General features: G+C 31.4%; 26 protein-coding genes. 19 read left to right on the top strand and 7 right to left on the bottom strand.

The features are described from left to right. Nucleotides 1–48: 48 nt before the first annotated feature. The 11 genes from DUT90_RS03805 to DUT90_RS03755 all read left to right on the top strand — a co-directional run bounded on the left by DUT90_RS03805 (nucleotide 49) and on the right by DUT90_RS03755 (nucleotide 9,117). Nucleotides 49–759 (top strand): DUF547 domain-containing protein, encoded by a 711-nt coding sequence (locus tag DUT90_RS03805; protein WP_114425517.1) that lies wholly within the window; start codon nucleotides 49–51, stop codon nucleotides 757–759. A gap of 75 nt (nucleotides 760–834) precedes the next feature. Further along, nucleotides 835–1,170, top strand: a complete 336-nt coding sequence (locus DUT90_RS03800) for an arsenosugar biosynthesis-associated peroxidase-like protein (RefSeq protein ID WP_114425515.1) — start codon at nucleotides 835–837, stop codon at nucleotides 1,168–1,170. Nucleotides 1,171–1,287: 117 nt separating this feature from the next. Further along, the gene (gene arsS, locus DUT90_RS03795; RefSeq protein ID WP_114425513.1) at nucleotides 1,288–2,343 is read left to right on the top strand and encodes an arsenosugar biosynthesis radical SAM (seleno)protein ArsS; all 1,056 of its coding nucleotides are present in this window, start codon (nucleotides 1,288–1,290) and stop codon (nucleotides 2,341–2,343) included. A 24-nt stretch (nucleotides 2,344–2,367) separates the two neighbouring features. Continuing rightward, nucleotides 2,368–3,336, top strand: coding sequence for an arsenosugar biosynthesis arsenite methyltransferase ArsM (gene arsM, locus DUT90_RS03790; protein ID WP_114425512.1), 969 nt, complete (start codon nucleotides 2,368–2,370; stop codon nucleotides 3,334–3,336). Between the two features lie 152 nt (nucleotides 3,337–3,488). Beyond that, nucleotides 3,489–3,980, top strand: a complete 492-nt coding sequence (locus DUT90_RS03785; protein WP_114425511.1) for a rhodanese-like domain-containing protein — start codon at nucleotides 3,489–3,491, stop codon at nucleotides 3,978–3,980. Between the two features lie 54 nt (nucleotides 3,981–4,034). Further along, the gene (locus tag DUT90_RS03780) at nucleotides 4,035–4,631 is read left to right on the top strand and encodes a TIGR04282 family arsenosugar biosynthesis glycosyltransferase (RefSeq protein ID WP_258848496.1); all 597 of its coding nucleotides are present in this window, start codon (nucleotides 4,035–4,037) and stop codon (nucleotides 4,629–4,631) included. 6 nt (nucleotides 4,632–4,637) lie between these two features. Further along, nucleotides 4,638–5,339 (top strand): DM13 domain-containing protein, encoded by a 702-nt coding sequence (locus DUT90_RS03775; RefSeq protein ID WP_114425507.1) that lies wholly within the window; start codon nucleotides 4,638–4,640, stop codon nucleotides 5,337–5,339. A 124-nt stretch (nucleotides 5,340–5,463) separates the two neighbouring features. Beyond that, the gene (locus DUT90_RS03770) at nucleotides 5,464–6,282 is read left to right on the top strand and encodes a purine-nucleoside phosphorylase (RefSeq protein ID WP_114425505.1); all 819 of its coding nucleotides are present in this window, start codon (nucleotides 5,464–5,466) and stop codon (nucleotides 6,280–6,282) included. A gap of 135 nt (nucleotides 6,283–6,417) precedes the next feature. Beyond that, complete coding sequence (locus tag DUT90_RS03765; RefSeq protein ID WP_114425503.1) at nucleotides 6,418–7,368, top strand: oxidoreductase family protein; 951 nt, start codon at nucleotides 6,418–6,420, stop codon at nucleotides 7,366–7,368. Then, nucleotides 7,365–8,225, top strand: coding sequence for a 3'(2'),5'-bisphosphate nucleotidase CysQ (locus tag DUT90_RS03760; protein ID WP_258848495.1), 861 nt, complete (start codon nucleotides 7,365–7,367; stop codon nucleotides 8,223–8,225). The genes DUT90_RS03765 and DUT90_RS03760 overlap by 4 nt, the downstream gene beginning before the upstream one ends. A 4-nt stretch (nucleotides 8,226–8,229) precedes the next feature. Further along, complete coding sequence (locus tag DUT90_RS03755; protein WP_114425501.1) at nucleotides 8,230–9,117, top strand: sterol desaturase family protein; 888 nt, start codon at nucleotides 8,230–8,232, stop codon at nucleotides 9,115–9,117. A gap of 118 nt (nucleotides 9,118–9,235) precedes the next feature. Here DUT90_RS03755 and DUT90_RS03750 read toward each other — a convergent pair whose 3' ends face one another. From DUT90_RS03750 to DUT90_RS03730, 5 genes are all read right to left on the bottom strand, one after another. Continuing rightward, nucleotides 9,236–9,967 (bottom strand): metallophosphoesterase family protein, encoded by a 732-nt coding sequence (locus tag DUT90_RS03750; protein ID WP_114425653.1) that lies wholly within the window; start codon nucleotides 9,965–9,967, stop codon nucleotides 9,236–9,238. Between the two features lie 70 nt (nucleotides 9,968–10,037). Then, nucleotides 10,038–11,312: a POTRA domain-containing protein gene (locus tag DUT90_RS03745; protein ID WP_114425499.1), complete on the bottom strand. Its 1,275-nt coding sequence runs from the start codon at nucleotides 11,310–11,312 to the stop codon at nucleotides 10,038–10,040. Further along, complete coding sequence (locus DUT90_RS03740) at nucleotides 11,312–12,727, bottom strand: hypothetical protein (RefSeq protein ID WP_114425497.1); 1,416 nt, start codon at nucleotides 12,725–12,727, stop codon at nucleotides 11,312–11,314. Before DUT90_RS03740 ends, DUT90_RS03745 begins: the two co-directional genes overlap by 1 nt. A 237-nt stretch (nucleotides 12,728–12,964) precedes the next feature. After that, complete coding sequence (locus DUT90_RS03735; RefSeq protein ID WP_114425495.1) at nucleotides 12,965–13,966, bottom strand: glycoside hydrolase family 113; 1,002 nt, start codon at nucleotides 13,964–13,966, stop codon at nucleotides 12,965–12,967. Nucleotides 13,967–14,025: 59 nt separating this feature from the next. Then, complete coding sequence (locus DUT90_RS03730; protein ID WP_114425493.1) at nucleotides 14,026–14,901, bottom strand: hypothetical protein; 876 nt, start codon at nucleotides 14,899–14,901, stop codon at nucleotides 14,026–14,028. Nucleotides 14,902–15,085: 184 nt separating this feature from the next. Here DUT90_RS03730 and DUT90_RS03725 point away from each other — a divergent pair, with 184 nt between their 5' ends. The 8 genes from DUT90_RS03725 to DUT90_RS03690 all read left to right on the top strand — a co-directional run bounded on the left by DUT90_RS03725 (nucleotide 15,086) and on the right by DUT90_RS03690 (nucleotide 24,122). Next, entirely contained in the window at nucleotides 15,086–16,435 is a 1,350-nt protein-coding gene (locus tag DUT90_RS03725; RefSeq protein ID WP_114425491.1) for an NAD(P)/FAD-dependent oxidoreductase, read from the top strand. Nucleotides 16,436–16,441: 6 nt separating this feature from the next. Next, nucleotides 16,442–18,064, top strand: coding sequence for a 4Fe-4S binding protein (locus tag DUT90_RS03720; RefSeq protein ID WP_114425489.1), 1,623 nt, complete (start codon nucleotides 16,442–16,444; stop codon nucleotides 18,062–18,064). Nucleotides 18,065–18,142: 78 nt separating this feature from the next. Further along, entirely contained in the window at nucleotides 18,143–18,622 is a 480-nt protein-coding gene (locus DUT90_RS03715) for a toxin-antitoxin system YwqK family antitoxin (RefSeq protein ID WP_114425487.1), read from the top strand. Then, nucleotides 18,619–19,311 (top strand): glycosyltransferase family 2 protein, encoded by a 693-nt coding sequence (locus DUT90_RS03710; protein WP_114425485.1) that lies wholly within the window; start codon nucleotides 18,619–18,621, stop codon nucleotides 19,309–19,311. Before DUT90_RS03715 ends, DUT90_RS03710 begins: the two co-directional genes overlap by 4 nt. After that, the gene (locus DUT90_RS03705) at nucleotides 19,311–20,801 is read left to right on the top strand and encodes a cellulose synthase family protein (RefSeq protein WP_114425483.1); all 1,491 of its coding nucleotides are present in this window, start codon (nucleotides 19,311–19,313) and stop codon (nucleotides 20,799–20,801) included. The genes DUT90_RS03710 and DUT90_RS03705 overlap by 1 nt, the downstream gene beginning before the upstream one ends. Next, entirely contained in the window at nucleotides 20,801–22,165 is a 1,365-nt protein-coding gene (locus DUT90_RS03700) for a mannosyltransferase (RefSeq protein ID WP_114425481.1), read from the top strand. The genes DUT90_RS03705 and DUT90_RS03700 overlap by 1 nt, the downstream gene beginning before the upstream one ends. 67 nt (nucleotides 22,166–22,232) lie before the next feature. Further along, nucleotides 22,233–23,261, top strand: coding sequence for a LacI family DNA-binding transcriptional regulator (locus DUT90_RS03695; RefSeq protein ID WP_114425479.1), 1,029 nt, complete (start codon nucleotides 22,233–22,235; stop codon nucleotides 23,259–23,261). Between the two features lie 45 nt (nucleotides 23,262–23,306). Continuing rightward, nucleotides 23,307–24,122, top strand: a complete 816-nt coding sequence (locus tag DUT90_RS03690; RefSeq protein WP_114425651.1) for an HAD family hydrolase — start codon at nucleotides 23,307–23,309, stop codon at nucleotides 24,120–24,122. Here the strand turns inward: DUT90_RS03690 and DUT90_RS03685 are convergent. Both DUT90_RS03685 and DUT90_RS03680 read right to left on the bottom strand, forming a co-directional pair. Next, nucleotides 24,112–24,939, bottom strand: coding sequence for a glucosaminidase domain-containing protein (locus DUT90_RS03685; protein ID WP_114425477.1), 828 nt, complete (start codon nucleotides 24,937–24,939; stop codon nucleotides 24,112–24,114). The genes DUT90_RS03690 and DUT90_RS03685 overlap by 11 nt on opposite strands. Further along, complete coding sequence (locus tag DUT90_RS03680) at nucleotides 24,936–25,892, bottom strand: 1-aminocyclopropane-1-carboxylate deaminase/D-cysteine desulfhydrase (RefSeq protein ID WP_114425475.1); 957 nt, start codon at nucleotides 25,890–25,892, stop codon at nucleotides 24,936–24,938. Before DUT90_RS03680 ends, DUT90_RS03685 begins: the two co-directional genes overlap by 4 nt. Between the last annotated feature and the right edge of the window lie 71 nt (nucleotides 25,893–25,963).

The raw sequence follows: 25,963 nt of genomic DNA, 5'->3' as shown, positions 1-25,963 counted from the left end.
AACTATAGAAAAAGGTTTCGTCTAAAAAAACAGAAATTAAATAATAAAATGAAAAAAATAATTATAGCCATCGTAACCATTCTTACTTTATCACAAGTAAATGCTCAAACATCAGTTTTTAATGACCTACTTCAAAAATACGTTTCTAATGAAGGTGTTGTAGATTACACATCTTTTAAAGCAGATGAAGCAAAATTAGATACCTTTATTTCGTATTTACAAAAAACAACTCCAAGTAGTTCTTGGTCTGACAATAAGAAAAAAGCATTTTGGATTAATGCATACAACGCATACACTATTAAATTAATCTTAAAAAACTATCCTTTAAAAAGTATTTTAGACATTAAAGAAAAAGGAAAAACCGCTTGGAAAATTCCGTTTGTAAACGTGGGGGGTAAAACATATACCTTAGACCATATAGAGCACGAAATTCTTCGTAAAACATTGTTTGATCCAAAAATTCATGTGGGTGTAAATTGTGCATCTGGATCTTGTCCTAAATTAGGAAATATGGCTTTTACAGAAAGTAATGTAGAGGCAGAATTAACAAAATTAATGAAGGCCTTTGTAAATGATACAAATAGAAATAAGTTAAGTACAAAAAAAGTGCAAATATCATCTATATTTGATTGGTTTAAAGAAGATTTTACTAAGAACGGTTCTGTTGTAGACTATTTAAATAAATATGCCGATACAGAAATTAGCCCTAAAGCTAGAATATCTTATTTGAAATATGATTGGTCTTTAAACGGAAAATAAGTCAAGGAACTTTTACAAAAACAATCCTCTTTTAGAAACAATTTGTATCTTTAAATTCTAAAAATATATAGACATATGTCAAAACCATATTATGATGCTTCCGATTTAAGAAAGTTCGGAAAAATTACAGAATGGAGCGAAGAACTTGGAAACAAGTTCTTTGACTATTATGGAAAAGTTTTTGAAGAGGGGGCTTTGACTGCTCGAGAAAAAAGTCTTATTGCTTTAGCTGTAGCACATACAGAGCAATGTCCTTATTGTATAGATGCTTACACCAAAGATGGATTACAAAAAGGAATTACAAAAGAAGAAATGATGGAAGCCATACACGTAGGTGCAGCTATAAAAAGTGGTGCAACTTTAGTTCATGGAGTTCAAATGATGAATAAGGTTAATAAACTAGAAATGTAGTCAAATAGCTATTTTCTAATATTTTACAGAAAAAGTTTATAGCAACTACATTAAAAGAGAAGTTTAAAAAACCATATTCTAAGTTTCTTCGTAAATACTAAAAATCAACAGATATTAATGGCTACAAAATCATTAAAAGCAAGAAATAACGATATTGCAAACACGCAACGTCAAATGGATATTCTTTCAAACGGAATATTTGCTGATGGAGAGTTACCTACTTTTGCAAAAAAACTGAAAGAAACTAATCAATTTCCATTACGTCCTAAAAAGTTGGAAATTTTACAAATTAACTTGGGCTATATGTGTAATCAGGTTTGCGAACATTGCCACGTAGATGCAGGACCAGATCGTAAAGAAATTATGACGATAGAGACTATGCAGCAGTGTTTAGATGTCATAAAAAAAACTGAGGCACATACCTTAGATTTAACGGGTGGTGCTCCAGAAATGAATCCTAATTTTAGGTGGTTTGTAGAAGAAGCTTCTAAAGCAGGTATTACAGATTTTATTGTACGATCTAACCTGACTATTATTAGAGCTAATAAAAAATATTACGATTTACCAGAGTTTTTTAAAAAACACAACGTACATGTGGTTTCTTCAATGCCGCATTGGACACGTGGAAAAACGGATAAACAGCGTGGTGATGGTGTTTTTGACAAATCTATCAAAGCGTTACAAGAATTAAATGCTGTAGGTTATGGTAAAGAGGGTTCTAATTTAAAATTAGATTTGGTTTACAATCCTTCTGGTGCTTTTTTGCCTGGAGATCAAATGGGCTTAGAAAGAGATTTTAAAAAGGCATTAAAAGAAGATTTCAATATTGATTTTCATCATCTTTTTGCCATTACCAATTTACCTATTAGTCGTTTTTTAGACTATTTGATAGCCTCAGAAAATTATGAAGATTATATGGTTGCTTTGGTTGATGCCTACAATCCTGCTGCAGTTGCCAATGTAATGTGTACTAACACAATCTCTGTAAGTTGGGATGGCTGGTTATACGATTGTGATTTTAACCAAATGTTAAATCTAAAAGTAGCCAGTAAAGTAAAACATATAGCAGATTATAACGAGGAATTACTACAAAATAGAAATATAATTATCAATCAACATTGTTATGGTTGTACAGCTGGTGCAGGAAGTAGTTGCCAAGGAACTGTAGCCTAACAAAAAATCAATAAAAATAAAATTATGAGTTATTTAGATACCACACACGATGTATATAAAGAGGCAGCATTAACACCAGATGTTGGACTGTGTTGCACTACAAATCCAATTTGGGAATTACCAGGGTTAAAGATACCTAGAATTATGCAAGAAATGAATTACGGTTGTGGTTCTACTGTGCATGCTCGTGATTTAACCAACAACCCAAAAATGTTATATGTTGGTGTTGGTGGAGGTATGGAGTTACTTCAATTTGCATACTTTAACAGAAACAAAGGTGGTGTTATTGGGCTAGATGTTGTAGATGAAATGTTAGAAGCTTCTCGTAAAAACTTTAAAGTAGCCGAAGAGCAAAACGATTGGTTTAAAAGCGATTTTGTAGACTTACGTAAAGGTGATGCTATGAATTTACCTGTAGAAGATAACTCTATAGATGTAGCTGCTCAAAACTGTCTGTTTAATATTTTTAAGTCTGATGATTTGAAAAAAGCCATTTCAGAAATGTACAGAGTGTTAAAACCTCATGGACGTTTGGTTATGAGCGACCCTACTTGTGAACAAGAAATGAATGATGAATTACGTAATGACGAGCGTTTACGTGCGTTATGTTTAAGCGGTAGTTTATCAATTGCAGATTATGTAAAAGCATTAACCGATGCTGGTTTTGGAACTATAGAAATTAGAGCAAGAAAACCATATAGAATTTTAGACCCTAAAAATTATCCGACAGAAGAACTAATTTATATAGAATCTATTGAGGTTGCTGCAATAAAAGATCCTATGCCAGAAGATGGTCCTTGTATTTTTACAGGAAAAGCTGCCATATATTATGGAGATGAAGATTATTTTGATGATGGTAAAGGGCATACCTTATTAAAAAATCAACCCTTAGCAATTTGCGACAAAACTGCTGCTGCGTTAGAAGCATTGGGTAGAAATGACATTTTCTTTTCACCTTCTACTTATCATTATGATGGTGGTGGCTGTTGCTAATTTAATTTTTTTTAGTTAATAGTTGTTAACTTTTAGTTGATTAACAATTATTACCTTGTCATTTTAAAAGAAATAAAATAAGGCTAAGCACCTCTGTTTTGTATGTAAGGTTTCTTGTTTGAACGCATTATATCACAATATTATTTTAATTTATGAAACATCTTGTTATTCTCTTTACACTAATAAGTTCTCTTGGTTTTGGGCAAGAAAAGCTAGACAAACTACTAGACAAATGGAATACAAGAAATGTACCTTATATTTCTGTAGAAACACTAGCATTACCTAAAACCAATGCAATTTTGTTAGATGCTAGAGAAAAAAAAGAGTATGAAGTAAGCCATCTAGAAGATGCCATTTACGTAGGGTATCATAAATTTAAATTAGAAGAAACTATAAAAAAATTACCCAAAGATAAAAACGCAAAAATTGTTGTGTATTGTTCTCTAGGTATTCGGTCTGAAACCGTTGCTCATAAACTTATAAAAGCAGGATATACCAATGTTTTTAATTTGTATGGCGGAATTTTTAAATGGAAAAATTCAGCTTTTCAAGTTGTAGATACACTAGGTAAACCTACAGAAAAAGTACACTCTTTTAATAAAGATTGGGGCAGGTGGTTAGAAAAAGGACAAAAGGTGTTTTAGTTTTTCGTTAAAATAAAATTATAAATATCGTTTTTAGTGCAATCAAAAAATCTTTTGCTCATTTTTACTAGAAATCCAGAATTGGGTAAGGCAAAAACGCGTTTGGCAAAAACAGTGGGTGATGTAATTGCTCTAGAAATCTATACGTTTTTACTTCAAAAAACCAAAGAAATTTCTACTTCCGTTTCTGCAGATAAGGCCGTTTACTACTCGGTAAAAATTAGAAAAAATGATATTTGGGACGCATCTATCTTTCAAAAACACCAACAAAAAGGAGAAGATTTAGGTGCTAGAATGTACAACGCTTTTCAAAATGGTTTTGATAAAGGCTATGAAAACATCATTATTATTGGAAGTGATTTGTATGATTTATCATCCAAAGAAATAGACAACGCTTTTACAGAGTTAGAAAGTAGCGACGTTGTTATTGGGCCTGCAATAGATGGCGGATATTACCTATTAGGTATGAGCAAACTACATGCTAAAGTGTTTAAAAACAAAGACTGGGGCACAGAAACCGTAAGAAAAGATACGTTGGATGATTTAATTGGTAAAAAAGTGAAATTATTAGTAGAAAAGAACGACATAGATGTATATGAGGATATTGTAGATATCCCTGAAATCATGGAAACCTTTATCAATACTAAATAATTTACAATGAAAAAAATACTACTTTTTACGTTTTTAAGTTTTTGTTTTTACCAAATTAATGCACAATGTACTGAGACTGCCTCTAATTTTGGAAACAACAGTAACATTCCTTCTTACAACGTTTCTGGAGATATTTCTGTTACCTTAAATACAGATGATACCGTTACTATTAATTTGGGTAGTAATTTTAGTACTGCTTCTGGTCCTGATGTTAGAGTGTATTTGGTAAATCCAGAAGGCAGATCTATAGATCAGGTAAAAAATACTAGAATCGCCAATTTAACAAATATTGAGTTTGGTTTAACCAATGCAAGAGGGGCACAAAGTTTTACACAAGCAATACCAGATGACGTTTCTATATCAGATTATGGGGTTGTCTTATTTTATTGTTTGCAATTTAACGCATTTTGGGACATAGGAACATACACAGCCTTTACTTCTTCTAGTTGTGCAGTTTTAAATACAGAAAATTTTATTCTAGACACTGTCAGCTTTTATCCTAACCCAGCAAAAAGCAACTTAACTATTTCAAATACAGAAAATATTAATGGAGAAATCCGTATTTACAATGTCTTAGGTAAACAAGTGCTGCAACAGTCTAATATTAGCAATCAAACCATAGATATTTCTAATTTAAATAGCGGAATATATATGCTTACCATCAATGCTGATGGAAGATCTAAAACACAAAAATTGGTAATAGAATAATCTTAAAAGCTATTCAAAAGTAAAAATCAGTCTTTATTTTTTCCTTTCTCAAAAACAAATAAAACGTATCTTGTCGTTTTAAAATCGCATACTTAATACTCAAAAAAAAGCGAACTTACAACGTATGGAAAAACAAAAGCAACTACAAGAAACGATTCAATTTTTAAAAGATAAAGGCATTACCAATTCGCAAGTTGGTATTGTTTTGGGGACTGGTTTAGGAAAGTTAGTAGCAGAAATTAACATCATTACAGAAATTCCGTATGCACAAATTCCTCATTTTCCTGAAGCTACAGTAGAATTTCATTCTGGAAGGTTGATTTACGGAGAGTTATCAGGAAAAACTGTACTTGTCATGTCTGGTCGTTTTCATCTGTATGAAGGCTATACTGCTTGGGAAGTTACATATGGCATTAGAACAATGCATGGTTTAGGAATTCAAAACTTATTCATTTCTAATGCAGCAGGAGCCATAAACCTTAGCTATAAAAAAGGTGATTTAATGTTGATTGAAGACCATATTAACTTGCAAGGACAATCTCCACTAGCTTTTAAAGAAGCCAAATCTTTTGGAAATATTTTTGCAGATATGTTGGCTCCTTACTCAAAAGAACTCAATACAAAAATAGCACGTATTGCCAAACAGCAACACATAAAATTGCATGAGGGAGTTTACGCAAGTGTATTAGGTCCTCAGCTAGAAACTAGGGCAGAATATAGAATGCTACAAATTTTAGAAACCGATGCTGTAGGTATGAGTACCGTACCAGAAGTTATTGTAGCCAAACAACTTAACCTGCCTTGTGCTGCTATTTCTGTATTGACTGATGAGTGCGACCCTAAACACTTACAACCTATAAATATTGAAGAAATTATTGCCATTGCTGGTAAAGCAGAACCTAAAATGATTGCTTTGTTTAAAGAGGTGATTGAATCACTTTAGGTGCTATCAGAAAATAATTGCAATGAAATTATATTTAGATTGATATACCAAATCCTCCAGATTTCATAATCTGAAGGATTTGTACGTTTGAAAAATAAACTGTCTATCATCAATTATAACTAAGACTTCGCCTTTATGAAAGATTATTTTGTCTCTTATATTCTACAAAAAACGCATGCGACATCTTTACAAGAAAAAGAGGTTATTCAAAAATTGTGGAGTGGTTATGGCAATATAATTCGTATTGCTTTACAGGGTTCTGAGCTTAAGAGTATTGTTGTTAAAAACGTACAACTTCCTAAAAAAAAACACCATCCAAGAGGTTGGCATTCTAATATCGGGCATCAAAGAAAACTAAAATCTTATCAAGTAGAAACCAATTGGTATCAACAGTACAGCACGCAAAGTAAAGCTCGTTTGCCAAAATGTTTTGGAGTTGCACAAAAAGACGATGAAGTACTCATCATTTTAGAAGATTTAGATATGGCTGGTTACCCTATTCGAAAAAGTGCTGTAGTATGGAGCCATATTAAAACCTGTTTACAATGGTTGGCTAAATTTCATGCAAGTTATTTAAATAAACATCCGCATGGGCTCTGGGAAATTGGCACCTATTGGCACTTAGCAACTAGACCTCAAGAATGGGATGTTTTAAATGATATAATTCTTAAAGATGCTGCTTCAAAAATTGATGCGCAATTAAACAATTGTCAATTCAAAACCTTAGTTCATGGAGATGCTAAATTAGCAAACTTCTGTTTTTCTAAAGAAGGACAGGTTGCTGGTGTAGATTTTCAATATGTTGGTGGCGGTTGCGGAATGAAAGATGTTGCTTATTTTATTGGAAGTTGTTTGCACGAAGAAGATTGCGAGCGTTTAGAGTCTAAAATCTTAGACACTTACTTTAAAGAGCTACACTTGGCTTTAGGGAATAAAAACGAAGCTCTAGAAAAAGAATGGCGCAATTTGTACTATGTGGCTTGGGCAGATTTTCATCGTTTTTTAAAAGGATGGAGTCCAGAACATTGGAAAATTAATAGTTATAGCGAAAGAATTACCAAATCTGTAATCAACAATTTATCATGATTCCTTTAGAAGAACTTACACAAATTGCAATACATGCGGCATTAAAAGCAGGAAAAATTATTCATAACAACATTCATAAAAATATTAATATAGAAAAAAAAATTGGTGGCAACACCTATGCCTCTCAGATAGTTACTAAAGTTGATAAAGCGTGTGAAGAGGTTATTTTAAAACACCTAACACCAACTTGCACATCCTATGATTTAGGGCTGTTAACAGAAGAGACAGAAGACAACAAAAGCCGATTTGACAAAGCGTTTTTTTGGTGTGTAGACCCTTTGGATGGTACATTAGCCTTCATTAACAAACGTCCTGGGTTTTCTGTTGCTATTGCGTTGGTTGCTAAAGATGGCACTCCAAAAATTGGCGTAGTTTATGACCCAATTAGTGCAACAGTGTATCATGCCATACATACCAAAGGGGCTTTTAAAAATGGTATACCTTGGGTTACAACATCTCAAAACAATTACCTAACTTATGTTACCGATAAAAAATTAGCAGATACCCCAAATCAAAATAAAATAAAAGATATTTTACACAAAAAAGGAATGGAATTAGGGCTACAAGATTATCAAGAAATTTCAGGTGCTGGGGCTGTGTTAAATGCTATTTTGGTAGCTGAAAACGCCCCTGCAATTTTTGTAAAACTCCCTAAAAAAGAAAAAGGTTGTGGTAGCCTTTGGGACTTTGCAGCCACTGCTTGTATTTGTAAAGAATTAGGGGTGCAAGCTACTACTTTTAAAGGCAATAAATTAGATTTAAATAATAAACATACTACTTTTATGAATGATAAAGGTATTTACTACTATAGTATAAAAAGGATTGATAAAGTGACAAATAGTTTCGTAAATTTGTAACATCATGCAAAAGTATATAGACATCATAAAAACCTCGTATGCAGAGTATTGGAATTACATAAAACAATCTATTTTGATGGAATTGAATTGGGAGAATTATTTTTATGGTTTGCTTCTTATTTCTTTTGTAGTTTGGGGGTTAGAGGCGCTTTTTCCTTGGCGCAAACACCAATCTTTATTTAGAAAAGATTTTTGGTTAGATACCTTTTACATGTTTTTTAATTTCTTTTTACTCAACTTAATTGTCTTAACTGCTTTATCTAATACTGCTGCTGTTTTCTTTGATGATATTTTAGGTTTTGTTGGTTTATCTGTATCTAGTTTTCAAATTTTAGAATTGAATGCGCTTAGTTTTCCGGCTAGAATTTTTATCTTTTTTATTGTGGTAGATTTTACCCAATGGTGGACACATAGATTGTTACATCGGGTAGAATTTCTTTGGAATTTTCATAAGGTACACCACTCTGTAAAACAAATGGGGTTTGCAGCGCATTTGCGTTACCATTGGATGGAGCCTGTGGTCTATAATTCATTACGATACGTACCTTTAGCTATTATTGGCGGATTTTCTGCCCAAGATGTTGCCATTGTACACTTTTTTAACATTACCATTGGGCATCTAAATCATGCCAATATTAATTGGGATTACGGTTGGTTAAAATACGTATTAAACAACCCTAAAATGCACATTTGGCACCATGCCAAAGACTTACCAAAAGAAAGAAGATTTGGAGTAAATTTTGGATTGACCTTAAGTGTTTGGGATTATCTCTTTAACACCAATTACATACCATATTCTGGTAAAGATATTGAGTTGGGTTTTAATGGTGATGAAGATTTTCCGAAAGATTTTATTAGACAAGAAATGTATCCTTTAGGTAAAAACAAGTAATTGTAAATTGGTGTGATTTTTAAAAAATAATAAAATTGTATCAAAAACACATTTTTTTGAGATATTTTTTGCGTTCATTTCATTTCGCCCAAAATTACATCAACAACTAGCAATTAATCTACTTATTGCGTCCTGTTTCATTAGGATACAAACTTGGTAAACTATCGCTTTGAAAAAACGCTTTGGTATCTATATTCATTGCGGTAACGCTTCCTTTAAATGCTGCACCTGTATCTATATTCCAAACATTAACAGCATTCATTGGTGTAGACTCGTTGTAATTAGTAGTTGGGGTATGCCCTATGTAAATTTCTTTGTAATGCTTTAGCCTTTTAGGGTATAAAGCATGGTCTAGCCCTATTTTTTTATCCATAGCTAAAGCCATTTCCCACAAAGTTCTGTCTGTACAAAACTTATGTGTATAGGTTTCTTTTGCTACCCCATGCATAGACGTAAAACCAGCATGTAAAAACAATCTATTAGTAGCATCTAAGTAATACATTTGCATACTTTCAAAAAAAGCGAGGTGCTGTTTTTTTTCTTCTGCTGAAAAACTTTCATAGCTTTCCATAGTCTCTTTACCTCCGTGTAAAAACCAAGAAGGATTAACATCATTATGGTCTGCAAGCCAATTTTGACACCACACATCATGGTTTCCTTTAATAAAAATACAGTTTATTTTTTCTGATAAATCTATTAAGAATGCTACCACCTGAGCAGATTCGCTCCAACCATCTACATAATCTCCCATAAAAATCAAGGTATCTTGTTCTGTAACTTCTAGTTGATTTAAAACTTGCACAACAGCTTTTAAGCCTCCATGAATATCACCAATAGCAAATGTTCTCATCTCTGTTGTTTTTTTGGCAAAACTAATAGTTTTAGACAAGTATTATGCTGTGTTAGGGTTATTTCTTAGATTAAAAATATTGCCCTACACCAAAAACTAAACCACCTCTAGAACCGTTAAATTTGTTAACTAAACTAAACCCATAATCTATTCTAAACGTTGCGTTGTATACTTTTTTACTAATAACTCTTACCCCCAAACCTGCAAAAGCTCTTACGTTTTCTCCTTGAATAATATCACTTAATTCGCCTCCAGGGTTTCTCCAAGAACCTAAATCTGTAAAAACATTGGTTTGTATAGCCAACCATTTTTTATCGTAAACAGTATGCCTGTATTCACTATTTAAAACCACAACCCCTGTTCCTCTGTCTACCAAAATACCTACACCCCTTAAATTTAAATTGTTATCTAAAGCAAACGGTGCAAAAGGGCTATCTTCATTAGAAGCTAAACCTAGGCGCAATCTGTTGGCAAAATTCCCTTTTTTTCCTAACCTTTTGTAATAGAAAAAATCGTTCCAAGCTATTAAAAAATCGTTTTGAAAATCATTAGTAGTGGTTACGTATTGCACATACAATTTACTCTTAAAACCGTTAACATACTGGTAGTAATATTTTAAATTGTTGTAGGAATAGACAAACTTTAACAGTGTTTTGTCTAAGTCTAAATCTAAAGGAACTTCTGGAGAGGTGTCTCCAGATAAGTATAAGTATTTTTCAGAAAAATAGTTAATTCCGAAATCTATTTCGTGCTGTAAATTGATTTGGTACAATGCCAAAGCCTCGTATGAGATGTTATTGTACAAATAGTTAGCGGTTTGATTACCAAAAAACAAAGGTTCTTCACTTTTCCAATTTTGATGATTTACTGCCAATCCCCATTTTTTAGAAAATAAATTAGGAGCTCTAAAATTGATACCATAAGAGTCAAATCCGTTATACTGGTAAAACCCACCAAAAGCAATATTTTTGCCTAAAAAATTATAATCGTAGAGTCCTAATTTATATGAAAAAACGTCATTGGTAGTCGTCCAAACGTTTATATCTGGAATGATGGTAAAGTTTTCATCAACACCAATTTTTACAATATATTCTTGATTTTTATCTGCTATTACTTGATAATATACATGGTTAAATGCCGGCAATCTTTTTAATAAAGTAACATCTTTTGCTATGGCTGTAGAATCTAAAACAATACCGCTTTTGGTACTAATAAGACTTCTTATTAAGTTGTGACTAGTTTTGTGAGCTCCTTGAATGATAACCTCGCTAATTGTAGCTTTTTGTGCAAAAACACTAAGACCAAAAAATAGAAAAAAGTAAACTAAGTGTTTTGTGGGTTTCATTATTCTGCTTCAAATGACTTTTGAATGAACAAATTTACCCAATTATCTGAACTTAGCCCCAATAAAGCAAATTTATATGTTTCTGCTAATATTAATTCTGGCGGGGTTTCTGTATTTAGGGTTGCCAAACCATTGAAGTTTCTATATTGAACTGTTTTGGAGGTTGTAAAAGTACCTGATAAAAAGTTATTATCATTAGTTGTAAAAACTTGTAAATAGGTTTCATTTTCTTCTATTTTACCATCTGTCCATGTAAATTTTGGTTGTAAGCTAGCTGAAAAATCTATAGTAAGCTTTTCGGTTTCACCCGAAATCCACTCAGTTGGTTTTTCTATATTTTTAATTCTAACAGGATCTGATTTATAAAAAGTATCTCCTATAATATAGGTAGCAATAGCCCATCTTTCTGTACTGTTTGTTCTAATATATCGTCTAAGTTTACCTCCAAAAACAGCTTCATCAGCAATTTTTCTTCTTCTATAATTTGAAAAATCTGTAGGATCTACCACAGCATTTTCAGTTTCATAATATCGTAAATCTGTTGCACCTGCTAAAGGTTGGTAGTAGAGGTAAGTTAATTTTTTATCAGAGACACCACTTGCACCAAATGCCAATGCTGTAGTTACTGTTTTGTTATTATGTATGGTTAAGTATTCTTTTAAATTTCTAGGCACAAAGGTTTCTTCTACAAGCGTGTTTACCCAATTGTCTTCACTAACGGCCATCATTGTAAATTTGTAGGCTGTATCTTCTATCAAATCTTTTGGAATTTCTGGAACATTGATACTTAAAACTACATTAGAATCATCAAAATACTGAAATGTGGTTTCAAAGGTATAGGTGCCAGATATAAATTTATCTTCATCTAATTCTGCATCTTCATTACTAATTGCTTGAAAATAAATAGCATTATCTTCTCCAAAATCTGTCCATGTGAATTTGGGCTCTGTAATGGATGGGTAAGTTATGCTAACCTGATTTGTCCATGTGGTTAAATTGGTTCTATTTTTAAAACGGATAGGGTTAGATCTATGCAATCTACCATCTAAAACATAGGTTACTAACCCCCAGCTTTCTTCTGAGTTTTGTCTAGAAAAACGTTTTAACTTACCTCCAAAAACATTTTGACTAGGCAGGTTAAGTCTTCTATAATTGGTAAAATCGTTAGGGTCTACATTTAAACTATCTGCTTCATAATAACGGACATCTGTAGCCCCAATAACAGGATAGTAAAATACAAAGGTTAAATTTTGATTGCCAGCAGCATTACCCGCGCAAGCAATAACTTCTCCTAAGTCGTCATTTGATGTAAGCTCTATATATTCTTGGAGGTTTCTAGGTACAGTAATATCTGTATCTTCTGCGCAAGCAAAAAACAATACAGATACTAAAAGTAGAATAAACGTACTTTTCATAATTTAATTAACATATTAGCCTAAAGCTTGCACAAAGCAACCTATCTTCTCTATTTTATTTTAATTAACTACAAAAATAAAAGATAATTGTTTGCTTACATATACAAATTATGTAGGCTTTTACTTCTTTTATTGAAACTAAAAAAAATGTAGTATTTCTCATTTAAAATAACAACACAATTTTTATGCCATGTATAGGTTTCTTCTTAAAAAAAAAAACGTGTTTTTATATATTTATTATTGCTGATGTAATTTTTGAATAATTACTTCTGCGGGTTTATTTTGTGGAGTAAACATGGTGTTTTCTTTACCTCCAACTTTGTTGTGATTAGAAAACCATTTCCATAAAAAACCACCAGCAAACCAGTCTTCTTTCCAAAACTGATTATGAATGGCTTGCAAACCATTTATTTGCGCTTGCAGGTTTACTGCTCCTGAATTTCTATTGTAGTTCCAAGGTTCTTTAGCATTATAATCTACACTTCTATACCCATACTCTGTAAACAGCACTTGTTTTTGGTACTGATTTTGAATGCGTATAATTTCTTTCTTATGTGGTTGCCATCCTGTTTCTAAAGCAGCAACAGATGGTGTTTTTTCATTACTTAACGGAAAATAGGCATCTATACCTATAAAATCTAAATCGCTCCAAAAAGGTACCCGTTTAAATTCATCCCAATTAGCGGCATAGGTAAGTTTACCTGTATACACTTTTTTTATCTTTTGTATCAATTCCTTCCAATATTCAGGTCTTTTTAAAACAAATTTTTCCAATTCTGTACCAATACATAAAATTTCTGCATTTATCTCTTGCGCTGCTTTTGCATAGGTAAGCATAAAAGCGGTATACGAATTCTCTAAAACCGTCCATTTTTCTTCAGAATCCATTTCTATAAACCCCGTATACTCTCCTCTCCAAACCCAAATTTGTGGCTTTACCATTATTTTTAATTTTTTCTCTTTAAAAATTTTGGCATATTGCACTAAACCTGCTCGTGTTTCTCCAAACCATTGCCTTTGAGTATTGTAAGCTATTTCTGGTGAAGACAATTCTCTAATAAAACCAAAAGGCATCAAAGCAATATAATTGCTTTGCGCCTTAAGGACTGGGGAAATATGTTTTGTATTTATAGCTTCTCTTGAGGCTACAAAGCTGATTCCGTTTATTTTTTTTTGCTGACTATTACAAGATAGTTGACCTAAAAATAGTACAAAAAAAAGGAGTTTTGTTATTTTCATAATTCTACTCCTAAATTAGTTTGTTTACCAAAACAAGGCTCTTAAACCAATGTTAAAACTTAAAATAAAAATCTAAGTCCCACACTATAGGTTGCACCTAAACCTTGAAAATTGGTTCCTCTAACAAACTTATTATACAACACTTCTATATTGGTAACATCAGTCAATTGGTATTTACCTCCAAAACCTAATGAGGTACCATTTTGTGTAAACACATCTTCTGCCAAAGCTAATCTTTGTAGGTGTTGAGAGAACACCAATACAGTAGATTTATTAGTTGGAAAATAACTTAAAAATACACCTGGGGATAATAACAAACTATTATTTGCAAAACTTTCTTCTGCACCAAAACTATACTCCGTATTTAATTCTGTAAATATTTGCCATTTATTGCTTGGAAAAGTGTAATCATAAAAGAACCTGTTTTGTAAAGCCCATGCAGATTGATCTAAAAATTCAGAACCTTCCCTCTCTTCTCCATGAGTGGGAATATGCAATGCTGTTTGAATTGAAAAGTTACCTACACTTTCTATAGGTTGCCATTTAATAGCTGGCGCTATTGTAGATAAACCAGATCTTCCATCAAACTCAAAAACCGATAAGGCATCTCTACCATTAAAAGTGTTTGACCTATACTCAAAAATTACACCGAGACTAATTCTATTGTTTTCACTAACTCCTGTAAAGATTTCTAAGGTAGAGGTAAAGAAATTTTCTCTTGGAATATCTACCGCTGTAGAACCTGCATCAGTTCTTCTATCTTGTGTATATAAACCGTTAAAGAATTTAATATCCCACTGTCCTTTATTTATTAATCGAGAAGGAGTAAACGTTTGAATATTACTTGTAGGGGTATCGTTATTATCTTGCCCAAAAGACTGTAAGCTAATGATTAGTAGTAAAGTAAAAAGACTTTTTATTTTGATTGTTTTCATTTTTTGTATTTTAATTGTGTTATTATTTTTTAATGATTGATCAATTTTCTACAGCATCAGTCTTTTCTTTTTTAAACAACTTACAAAGTTTTTTTAGATTCTCTATTTAAAATAATTCTAAATTATTTTTTCATTTTAAGTTATTAACTTTACCTACGACTGAAAGGTCAGCAATCAATCAACTATGGAACATATTGTAATTATTGGTAACGGAATATCTGGAGTTACCGCAGCAAGACACATCAGAAAAAACTCTGATAAACAAATCACTATCATTTCTAAAGAAAACAAGTACTTCTTTTCTAGAACTGCCTTAATGTATATTTATATGGGGCATATGAAATTTGAGCATACGCAACCTTATGAAAACTGGTTTTGGGAGAAAAACAACATCAGTTTAAAAGAAGCTTTTGTAGCCAATATAAATACTGAAAAGAAGGTGTTAGATTTTTCTAACGGAGAACATCTTTCTTATGACAAACTCATCATAGCATCTGGGTCCAAGCCAAATAAATTTGGTTGGCCAGGGCAAGATTTAGAGGGTGTTATGGGTATGTATCATAAACAAGATTTAGAGAATTTAGAAAAATACGCTCCTAATAAAGAAGCCTGTAAGAGAGCTGTAATTGTTGGTGGTGGTTTAATTGGAATAGAATTGGCAGAAATGCTAAGAAGTAGAGATATTCCTGTTACTTTTTTAGTGCGTGAATCTAGTTTTTGGAATGGTGTGTTACCAGCTCAAGAATCTGAAATGATTAATGAACATATTAAAGACCATCATATAGATTTACGTTTAGGTGCCAATCTTAAAGAGATAAAAGCTGATGAAAACGGAAAGGTAAAATCTATTATTATTGAAGAAACAGGTGAAGAAATTTTCTGTAATGTAGTAGGTTTAACTGCAGGGGTTTCTCCAAACATCAACTTTGTAAAAGAAAGTGGTATAGCAACCAACCGTGGTGTTTTGGTAAATCGTTTTTTAGAAACTAACGTTAAAGATGTATATGCAATTGGTGATTGTGCAGAACAACACGATGCTATTGGCCAACGTAGAAATATAGAGGCAGTTTGGTATACAGGAAGAATGATGGGAGAAACCTTAGCCCAAACCATCTGTGGTAACAAAACAGCATACAAACCTGGACATTGGTTTAATTCTGCTAAATTTTTAGATATTGAATATCAAACTTATGGTTGGGTATTTAGTGAACGAGGATTAAAAGAAGGTGAAACTTATTTTCAGTGGAGACACCCTAAAGATTACAAATGTATTACCATTTCTTTTCATAAAGAATCTAGACAGTTTATAGGTATTAACACCTTTGGTATTCGTATGCGTCATGAAATTTTTGACAAATGGTTGACTGAAAACCAATCTATAGAATATGTTTTAGAACACCTAGCAGATGCCAATTTTGATCCTGAATTTTACAAACTACATGAAGGAGAAATTATGGAGAAATTCAATCAAGAAAACGGAACAAATATTAAACTACAAAAGAAAAGTTGGAAAAGAATTTTTTCTAAAGCATAAAAGATCATGAAAGCAATAAAATACACAGGTTTACTATTATTTTTAATAGGATTAGCCATATTTACAGGAACAATTTTTACAGGGTCTTTTAGTCTTACCCAAACAGAATTAGACAATTATATTCAAGAAAAAGGATACAAAAGCGAAATTTTAAAAACAGAACTTAAAAACGCTGTTGTTACCAATAAATCATTAAATATTTTCGAATTTTCATCTAGAGTTAGAGGTGCTTTTGAAACTTCTAACAATTTTTATGATGCACTAATAGCAAAGTACGATGCAGAAAAAAATTGGGATAAAAAAGGAGAACAATACCAATACAAAGTTTATGGTAAGCCACATACTTTAAGCTATAACTTAGCTAAAAAAGCAGGAAAAGGTTATGTAAGAGACAATGCAGGACTTATGTGGTTTTTAACCTTTGGTTTGGGCATTATTGGTGCACTACTATTTATACTACCTAACGTTATTTTACTGGGTAAACCTGGTATAAAAAACAACGGTATTTACTTAAACTCTGCAACAAATAGAGGCGCTATTGCTTGGTTGGTACTGGTATACCTTGTTACTTTCTATTTGGTACTATATTTTATGGCAGATTATGCAGTAAATTGGACGTATATTTTAGACCCAATTAGTAAAGCATTAAATGGCGGGGAAGCTTCTCAATGGTTTGTTTACGGATTTTTATACTGTGTCATTATGCTAACTATGGGGGTTAGAATGTACATTAAGTATAGACATAACAAATACCAAATAGTTAGAACAACTTCTGTTTTATTCTTCCAAATTGTATTTGCGTTTTTAATTCCAGAAATTATGACCAGCTTAAACATGCCTGGGTACGATTTTAAAAATGCTTTTCCTTTAGACTATGATTTTTTCTTTGATTGGAATATAGAAAACCTAACCAACAGTGGTGGTATTGGAATTTTTATTTTAGTTTGGGGTATTCTGTTAACCTTAGTTATTGTTCCTGTTATGGTGTATTTCTTTGGTAAAAGATGGTACTGCTCTTGGGTTTGTGGTTGTGGTGGTCTTGCAGAAACTTTAGGAGATCCTTACAGACAACATTCTAATAAAAGCTTGAATGCTTGGAAATTAGAACGTTGGTTAATTCACTCTGTTTTAGTTTTCTCTTTAGTAATGACCATTGTAACATTATACTGTTATTTTTCTGGAACAGAATCATTAATTGGTATCAAATCGCAATGGATAAAAGATACGTATAGTTTTTTAATTGGAGCTTGGTTTGCGGGTGTAATTGGTACTGGTTTTTATCCAATTTTTGGAAACAGAGTATGGTGTAGATTTGGATGCCCTTTGGCTGCGTATTTAGGATTAGTACAACGTTTTAAATCTAGATTTAGAATTACTACTAATGGTGGTCAATGTATTTCTTGCGGAAACTGTTCTACTTACTGTGAACAAGGAATTGATGTACGTTCTTATGCACAAAAAGGAGAAAACATTGTTCGTGCTAGTTGTGTAGGTTGTGGTATTTGTTCTGCAGTTTGTCCAAGAGGCGTATTAAAATTAGAGAATGGTCCTGAAACTGGTAGAATTAATCCTACTGATGTTTTATTGGGTAATGATGTAGATTTAATGCAATTGGTAAACAAAAAATAAAATTTTAAAAAAAACGCACATGGTATTTATAAAATAATTTCATAGGTACCATCTGTGTTTTTTATGTAAACAATCTAAATGAAAGTTATCCTTTTTACTTTTTTTCTCTTTTTTTCATGCCTTTTACATGCTCAAAAAAAATATCATAAAGAATATTACCAAAACGGACAAATAAAACAAGAAGGTTGGTTATTGAATGATAAAAAAACAGCATACTGGAAATTTTATTATCAAAATGGCAATCTAAAAAAAGAAGGCCATTTTAAAGAGAATTTAGAAATAGATTATTGGTACTTTTACTACAGAAATTCGCATAAAGAAAAAGAAGGGCATTACATTAAAGGAAGTAGAAGTAATTGGTGGTTATTTTACAATAATAAGGGAGAAATAATTCATAAATGCCAACTAGAAAACAACCTTAAAAATGGGTATTGTTTAATTTATAGCGACAATAAGTTGATTAAAGCATCAAAATTTAAACAAGGGGTAAAGATTAAAGAATGGACAAGTTTTTCTTCATTTAAAAGTGAGAATAATTTAAATGACTTAAGACAATGAAACCCATAATAAAAGTAATTATTCCTGCTTATAATGAGCAAGAATCTATTGGTAATGTTATTGCTGATATTCCTAAAAATGTTAACGAAGTTATTGTTGTTAGCAACAACTCTACAGACTTTACCGAAAAAAATGCCGCTAATGCAGGAGCAACTGTTTTATCTGAAAACAGAAAAGGATACGGCTATGCTTGCTTAAAAGGTATGAATTACATTGCAAAACAAAAGATTAAACCAGATATTATTGTTTTTTTAGATGGAGATTATTCTGACTACCCAGAACAACTTACTGAAATTGTTGCACCTATCATAGAAAACGATATTGATTTTGTTATTGGTGCTCGTGTAAAACAATACAGAGAAGCGGGTGCAATGACACCTCAACAGGTTTTCGGAAATTGGTTAGCTACTTTTTTAATGAACGTTTTTTTTGGAGCAAAATTTACAGATCTAGGTCCTTTTAGAGCAATCAAATACCATAAACTTTTAGAGTTACAAATGGAAGATAAAACCTATGGTTGGACTGTAGAAATGCAGTTAAAAGCGCTAAAGCAAAAACTCTCTTATACAGAAGTACCTATGAAGTATAGAAATAGAATTGGTGTGTCAAAAGTTTCAGGAACCGTAAAAGGAACTATATTTGCGGGTGTGAAAATTTTAGGTTGGATTTTTAAATATAGTTTTAAATAGTGGTTTTAGAATACATTATAATTGTCATTTACTCAATTTCGTTGCTTCTTATTTTTATGTATGCGTTGGCTCAGTTAAACTTGCTCTTTAATTATTTAAAAGCAAGAAAACAAAAAGATAACTCAGATACTTTCGATTTTTCTAAGCCTGATGAAATTCCATTTGTTACCATTCAGTTACCCGTTTACAACGAGCTTTATGTAATGAAACGTTTGTTAAAAAACATTGCAAAACTAGAATACCCTAAAGATAAATTAGAAATTCAGGTTTTAGACGATTCTACTGACGAATCTATAGAAACTACAGCTGTAGAAATCAAAAAAATCCAAAAGAAAGGTATAAACATTCAACACATTAGAAGAAGCAACAGGCAAGGGTTTAAAGCCGGTGCTTTAAAAGAAGGTTTAAAAATTGCAAAAGGTGATTTTATTGCCATTTTTGATGCTGATTTTTTACCCAAATCAGATTGGTTGTACAAAACCGTTCCTTATTTTAAAAATGATAATATTGGGGTAGTCCAAACTCGTTGGGGGCATATTAATAGAAATTACTCTACCTTAACTAAAATACAGGCATTTGCCTTAGATGCCCATTTTACTTTAGAACAAGTGGGTAGAAATAGTAAAGGTCATTTTATCAATTTTAACGGTACTGCAGGAATTTGGAGAAAAGAATGTATTTACGATGCTGGTAATTGGGAAGGAGATACCTTAACTGAGGATTTAGATTTAAGTTACCGAGCACAATTGAAAAATTGGGAATTTAAATATTTGGTAGATGTAGAAACTCCTGCAGAATTACCTGTGGTTATTAGTGCGGCAAGATCCCAACAATTTCGATGGAACAAAGGTGGAGCAGAGAATTTTCAAAAAATGATGAAACGGGTCATCAAAAGCAAAAACGTTACATTTAAAACAAAAATTCATAGCCTATTACATTTGCTAAATAGCTCTATGTTTACCTGCATATTTTTAGTAGCTATTTTAAGCATACCTATGTTGTACATCAAAAATGAATACGAACACTTAAAAACGTACTTTATAGTAATGAGTTTCTTTGTTGTTAGTACACTCATCTTTTTTGTTTGCTATTGGCATATGTTTAAGAGTATTTACGGTGGTGGTTTTGTCAATTTCGTCAAATATATTGGTTCTTTCTTTACGTTTTTCTCAATAGCTATGGGCTTTTCTTTACACAATACTATAGCAGTGTTGGAAGGTCATTTTGGTAAAAAAAGTGAATTTGTAAGAACTCCAAAATTTAATATTAAAAAGCTTTCTGATGGATGGAAAAACAACAAATACGTTAAAAAGAAACCATCTGTACACGTAATTTTAGAGGGCTTATTAGCCATTTACTTTGCTTTTGGTATGTATAGTGCTTCTATTGTAGGAACACAAGGTGGAGATTATGGATTATTTCCTTTTCACTTAATGCTTTTTATTGGTTTTAGTTACGTATTTTTTAAATCAATATTTTCTAAAGCTTAATGTCTTTTATCTCAAAATATAAAGAGATTCTTTGTGTATTTGTAAGTATTATTTTATACTTTATAATTGCTTACTTTTTAGAAAGAACAGCATTTTATACACTGCTTCTTTTATGGGTTTCTTTATTTGGTTGTTTCTACGTTGTCATTAAAAGTAGCACGCTTACTACCGCAAATTTAATAGGAATAGCCATTGTTTTTAGGTTGGTATTTTTGTTTGCCATACCTAACTTATCTCAAGATTTTTACAGATTTATTTGGGACGGAAGAATGATTTTAGCAGGTTTTAATCCCTATTTATCATTACCCGAAACATTTATTCAACAAGGTATACAACCCATTACCGAAGCGTATCAATTGTATGAAGGTATGGGAGAGATGAATGGCAGTCATTACACCAATTACCCTCCTTTAAACCAACTTTGTTTTTTCATAGCAGCTCTATTTGCGAGCAAAAGTATATTTGGTTCTGTTATAGTTTTAAGAACTCTCATTACACTTGCAGATCTTGGTATTTTATATTTTGGCAAAAAGTTATTAGAACGCTTGCAGTTACCTGTGAGAAATATTTTTTGGTACGCTTTAAACCCGTTTATCATTATAGAAATGACAGGTAATTTACATTTTGAACCTGTAATGTTGTTTTTCTTAGTCTGGAGCTTCTACAAATTGCATCAACAAAAATGGGTTTGGGCAGCTGTGTTATTAGCTTGCTCTGTTTCTGTAAAATTAATTCCTTTATTATTCTTACCACTCTTTTTTCAATGGTTTGTTAAAAACCGAAATAACAAATCTGGTTTTTATATAAAAAGTTATATCAATCTAGGATTATTTTACTTAATCTGTTTAACCAGTATTGTAGTATTGTTTCTTCCTTTTTACTCATCAGAATTAATGGCTAACTATGCCAACTCTGTTGGATTGTGGTTTAGAAATTTTGAATTTAACGCTAGTTTTTATTATATTTTTAGAGAAATTGGCTATTTATTTAGAGGATATAATGAAATTGCTATTATTGGTAAAATAACACCTATTCTAACCATTCTTTTTCTAATTTACATTACTTTTTTTAGAAACAATAAAAACTTTACACAAACCATAAGCGCACTATTATTTGGTTTATGTTTTTACTATTTTACAGCCACAACTGTACATCCTTGGTATTTGGCAACTCCTTTAATTTTGGGTGTATTTACCAAGTATAAATTCCCTGTAGTTTGGTCATTTGTAATTATTTTAAGCTACCAAGCCTACGCAAATTTTCCATGGAGAGAAAACCTTTACTTTGTTGCTTTAGAGTATATTATTTTATACGGATTTCTAATATTTGAAATTAAAAAAAATAAGCGTGTTATAAAACAGTAAAATAAATATTTTATCGATTTCTTTTGATAGTTTTTTGTATTTTAGACCTTAATTTTTTATTGAATTTATGAAAAGACTTACCATAAAAGATATTGCTAAAGAGTTTAATGTTTCTATATCTACAGTTTCTAAAGCTCTTAATGATAGCTATGAAATTAGTGTAAGTACTAAAGAAAAAATTCAGAAATATGCCAAAGAGAACAACTACAAACCCAACTTTAATGCATTAAGTTTAAAAAATAGAAAAACGAAAACAATTGGTATTGTTATACCAAATATGTTAAACTATTTTTTTGCACAGGTATTTAAGGGTGTAGAAAAGGTTGCTAACGATAGAGGTTATAAAATTATTTCTTGTATTTCTAACGAGTCTTTTGACAAAGAAGTAGAAACTATAGAAATGCTTTCTAACGGAAGTATAGACGGTTTTATACTTTCTCTTGCAGAAGAAACCGTTTCTAAAAAAGATTACAAACACCTTAAAGACGTGATACATAATGGTACACCTGTGGTGATGTTTGATAGGGTTGCAGAAAATTTAGAATGTGACAAAGTAGTTACCGATAATTTTGATAGTGCCAGAAGTACCGTTGGGCATTTGGTTAAATTGGGTCATAAAAACATTGCATTCGTTTCTTCTATGGCTAATTTAGATATTGGAAGAAGAAGACAATTAGGCTATTTAAAAGGCTTAGAAGATCATCAAATTAAAGTAAATAAAGATTTAATTATAAATATTGATGATAATTATAAAAACTACGAAAAAATACTAGAGCCTATTTTTAAAAATAATACTGTAAATAGTGTGTTGGCTACAGATGAATCTTGTGCCATTGCAGCAATGAAAGTTGCCCAAAAACTAGGTCATAAAGTGCCTGAAAATTTTTCTGTAATTTCTTTTTCTAACGGAATTTTAGCAAGACATTCTAATCCAAGAATGACTACTGTTAGTCAACATGGAGAAATTATGGGCGCAACTGCTGCAGAAAGATTAATTAATCGTTTAGAAAACAAATCTGAAGAGAAAAAAAATGCAGAAACCATCGTCATAAAGACAGATTTAGTAGAAAGAAATTCTACCAAAAACATTTTATAATGCAACTATCAGCAGCGCCTGATGTTTAAGCCAAAAAAAAAATCTATGAATTTATCTAAAGTAAAGTTAGTTGTTTCTGATATGGACGGTACATTACTAAACTCTAAAGGAGAAGTAAGTAATTTGTTTTTTGATTTGTTTAAACAATTAAAAGAAAAAAACATTCATTTTACTGCTGCTAGCGGAAGACAATACAACAGTATTGTACACAAATTAGACACTATTAAAGAAGATATTTTTGTTATTGCTGAAAATGGTGGAATGGCAAAAAAAGGAACTCAAGTATTGAAAATGAATGTTCTTGAGGCAGAAAAAATAAAACAACTAATTTCAATTTTAAGAGAAATAGAAGGTGTACACATTGTATTGTGCGGAAAAGATAAGGCCTTTATAGAGTCTAAAAACAAAGATTTTATAACACTATTTCAAGAATATTACCAAAGTTATAATGTTGTGGATAATTTGGTTTCAGTGGCAGAAACTCATGACTTTTTAAAAATTGCGGTATACCATTATACCTCATCAGAAAAGTACATATACCCTCATGTAAAAGATTTATCTTCAGATTTTCTAATCAAAATTTCTAGTAAAAATTGGTTAGATATTTCAGACGCAAAAGCCAATAAAGGCAATGCTTTAAGAGAAGTTCAAGCGCAATTAAATATCACTAAAGAAGAAACAATGGTTTTTGGAGATTACCATAATGATATAGAAATGTTGCAAGAAGCAGATTTTAGTTTTGCCATGAAAAATGCACATAAAGACATTAAAGAAATTGCCAACTATATTACAGAGAGTAATGATAATTTTGGAGTAGAAAAAGTTTTGACAAAACTCTTAAAAGATCAAACTACTGTATAACTAAAAACTGCCCAATAGCAAGCGTATTATTGGTTAAGTTGTTTCTTTTTTTAAGTTTGCTTACAGTGGTATTAAACTTTCTAGCAATAGCGTATAAGGTATCTCCTTTTTGTACTTGATAAACTTTTTTAGAATCTTTACGGTTCTTTTTTGCGTTTATTTTCTCTTTCTTATAAGTAAAGTCTTTCTTTTTTATCTTGTCAAATTCGTATAACTTATAACGTTCTATAAGGCTTATTAATTTTGATGGATATTTCTTATCGGTTGCATAACCCGCTTTTTTTAAACCTCTTGCCCAACTTTTATAGTCTGTAGTTTTGTAGTTGAATAAAAAAGCATATCGTCTTCTTTGAGTTAGAAATTTTGAATGGTCGTGGTAAGAGGTTTCTACATATTCGTATTTTCTAAAACATTCTCCCTTTTCATCATCATCATGGTATACACGTTCTCCCTTCCACTCCGTATGGCATTTAATTCCAAAATGATTGTTAGATTTACGAGCTAACGGTCCTTTTCCATTCCCAGACTCTAAGATACCTTGTGCTAGGGTTATACTTGCAGGTATTTTGTATGTAAACATTTCATTAACCGCTACTGGCGCATAATCTTCTATGTATTGTAAGGTAGTTTTATTGAGATTTTTTTTAGATTTTTCTAATTTCTCTATCAACTTTTCTTCTTTAACAGAAGGCAGTTTTTTAGGTTTAGGCTCTGTAATTGTTTTTGTATTCTTTCTTTTTTGAACAACTGTTTTTTTAGCGTTACAACTAGCTAAAAAACATAAACCAACCATATATACAACAACTCTTAACCTCATAAACTTTTTATAATCTCTTCATTTTTTTGTTTCAACTTTGCATTAAAGCCTTCAATACCTTGTAATCCTCCTGTATGAATAACAAGAATTTTTGTTCCTTTTGCAAAATAATCTTGTTTGATTAAATCTATAACACCAAACATCATTTTACCCGTATAAATAGGATCAAGGGGGATTTGTGTGGCTTCAATAAAATCATTTATAAAACCGATTAATTCTCGTTTATATTTTGCATACCCTCCAAAATGATAGTTTGTAATTAATTTCCAATTATTTTTTTTGGTAAACCGATTAATTTCATCAACCAAAAAATTGCCTTTTAAGGCAGGAAAACCTAAAACATTTTGATGCTTGCAAGCAGAATTGATTATTCCAGAAATTGTACCTCCTGTACCCATTGCAGCACAAATATAATTGAATTCAGCATCTTCTTTTGTTAAAATTTCTTCACATCCTTTTATAGCTAAATCATTCGTACCACCTTCTGGAACTAAATAAAAATCGCCAAACTTCTCTTTAAGTTTTTTAATAAAATCTTTGTCTGTTTTCTCTCTATATTGTTCTCTTGAAACAAACTCTAAAGTCATTCCGTTTTGGTCTGCTTTTTTTAAAGTTGCATTATTTTTTAAGTTTTTTTTTAAGTCTGATGCTAATTCTTCTCCTCTAATAATTCCTATAGAATTCAACCCCATTAATTTTGATACAACAGCGGTAGCAACGATGTGATTTGAGTAAGCACCCCCAAAAGTTAACAGTGTGTTTTTCTTTTGAGAAACAGCTTCAAATAGATTGTATTTTAGTTTTCTGAATTTATTACCAGAGACAAAAGGGTGAATTAAATCTTCTCTTTTAATAAAAAGTGAGATTTGTTTTTCTTTTAAAATTGGAAGAATTATTTCTTGGTTTCTACTTTTAAAATCTTGATTCAAAAAGGAATTTTCTTTTGCACTCATGTAAAGCAAAAATAACAGATATATTTTTGAATTATCATAAAACCAACTTGACTTTGTCAATTTAAAATACG

Origin of the sequence: Polaribacter sp. WD7 (genome assembly GCF_003335085.1) — a bacterium.
Classification (GTDB): Bacteria; Bacteroidota; Bacteroidia; order Flavobacteriales; family Flavobacteriaceae; genus Polaribacter.
The sequence above is the reverse complement of the archived record's forward strand: the minus strand, read 5'-3'. Positions and strand labels throughout refer to the sequence as shown.

Excerpts from the sequence above, each read along its gene's own strand:
- DUT90_RS03740 (WP_114425497.1), bottom strand. The coding sequence starts at position 12,727 with ATGAAAAGTACGTTTATTCTACTTTTAGTATCTGTATTGTTTTTTGCT.
- arsM (WP_114425512.1), top strand. The coding sequence starts at position 2,368 with ATGAGTTATTTAGATACCACACACGATGTATATAAAGAGGCAGCATTA.
- DUT90_RS03755 (WP_114425501.1), top strand. The coding sequence starts at position 8,230 with ATGCAAAAGTATATAGACATCATAAAAACCTCGTATGCAGAGTATTGG.
- DUT90_RS03700 (WP_114425481.1), top strand. The coding sequence starts at position 20,801 with ATGTCTTTTATCTCAAAATATAAAGAGATTCTTTGTGTATTTGTAAGT.
- DUT90_RS03710 (WP_114425485.1), top strand. The coding sequence starts at position 18,619 with ATGAAACCCATAATAAAAGTAATTATTCCTGCTTATAATGAGCAAGAA.
- DUT90_RS03805 (WP_114425517.1), top strand. The coding sequence starts at position 49 with ATGAAAAAAATAATTATAGCCATCGTAACCATTCTTACTTTATCACAA.
- DUT90_RS03695 (WP_114425479.1), top strand. The coding sequence starts at position 22,233 with ATGAAAAGACTTACCATAAAAGATATTGCTAAAGAGTTTAATGTTTCT.
- DUT90_RS03725 (WP_114425491.1), top strand. The coding sequence starts at position 15,086 with ATGGAACATATTGTAATTATTGGTAACGGAATATCTGGAGTTACCGCA.
- DUT90_RS03735 (WP_114425495.1), bottom strand. The coding sequence starts at position 13,966 with ATGAAAATAACAAAACTCCTTTTTTTTGTACTATTTTTAGGTCAACTA.
- DUT90_RS03760 (WP_258848495.1), top strand. The coding sequence starts at position 7,365 with ATGATTCCTTTAGAAGAACTTACACAAATTGCAATACATGCGGCATTA.
- DUT90_RS03715 (WP_114425487.1), top strand. The coding sequence starts at position 18,143 with ATGAAAGTTATCCTTTTTACTTTTTTTCTCTTTTTTTCATGCCTTTTA.
- DUT90_RS03685 (WP_114425477.1), bottom strand. The coding sequence starts at position 24,939 with ATGAGGTTAAGAGTTGTTGTATATATGGTTGGTTTATGTTTTTTAGCT.
- DUT90_RS03800 (WP_114425515.1), top strand. The coding sequence starts at position 835 with ATGTCAAAACCATATTATGATGCTTCCGATTTAAGAAAGTTCGGAAAA.
- DUT90_RS03775 (WP_114425507.1), top strand. The coding sequence starts at position 4,638 with ATGAAAAAAATACTACTTTTTACGTTTTTAAGTTTTTGTTTTTACCAA.
- DUT90_RS03745 (WP_114425499.1), bottom strand. The coding sequence starts at position 11,312 with ATGAAACCCACAAAACACTTAGTTTACTTTTTTCTATTTTTTGGTCTT.
- DUT90_RS03690 (WP_114425651.1), top strand. The coding sequence starts at position 23,307 with ATGAATTTATCTAAAGTAAAGTTAGTTGTTTCTGATATGGACGGTACA.
- arsS (WP_114425513.1), top strand. The coding sequence starts at position 1,288 with ATGGCTACAAAATCATTAAAAGCAAGAAATAACGATATTGCAAACACG.
- DUT90_RS03765 (WP_114425503.1), top strand. The coding sequence starts at position 6,418 with ATGAAAGATTATTTTGTCTCTTATATTCTACAAAAAACGCATGCGACA.
- DUT90_RS03720 (WP_114425489.1), top strand. The coding sequence starts at position 16,442 with ATGAAAGCAATAAAATACACAGGTTTACTATTATTTTTAATAGGATTA.
- DUT90_RS03785 (WP_114425511.1), top strand. The coding sequence starts at position 3,489 with ATGAAACATCTTGTTATTCTCTTTACACTAATAAGTTCTCTTGGTTTT.
- DUT90_RS03680 (WP_114425475.1), bottom strand. The coding sequence starts at position 25,892 with ATGAGTGCAAAAGAAAATTCCTTTTTGAATCAAGATTTTAAAAGTAGA.
- DUT90_RS03730 (WP_114425493.1), bottom strand. The coding sequence starts at position 14,901 with ATGAAAACAATCAAAATAAAAAGTCTTTTTACTTTACTACTAATCATT.
- DUT90_RS03770 (WP_114425505.1), top strand. The coding sequence starts at position 5,464 with ATGGAAAAACAAAAGCAACTACAAGAAACGATTCAATTTTTAAAAGAT.
- DUT90_RS03750 (WP_114425653.1), bottom strand. The coding sequence starts at position 9,967 with ATGAGAACATTTGCTATTGGTGATATTCATGGAGGCTTAAAAGCTGTT.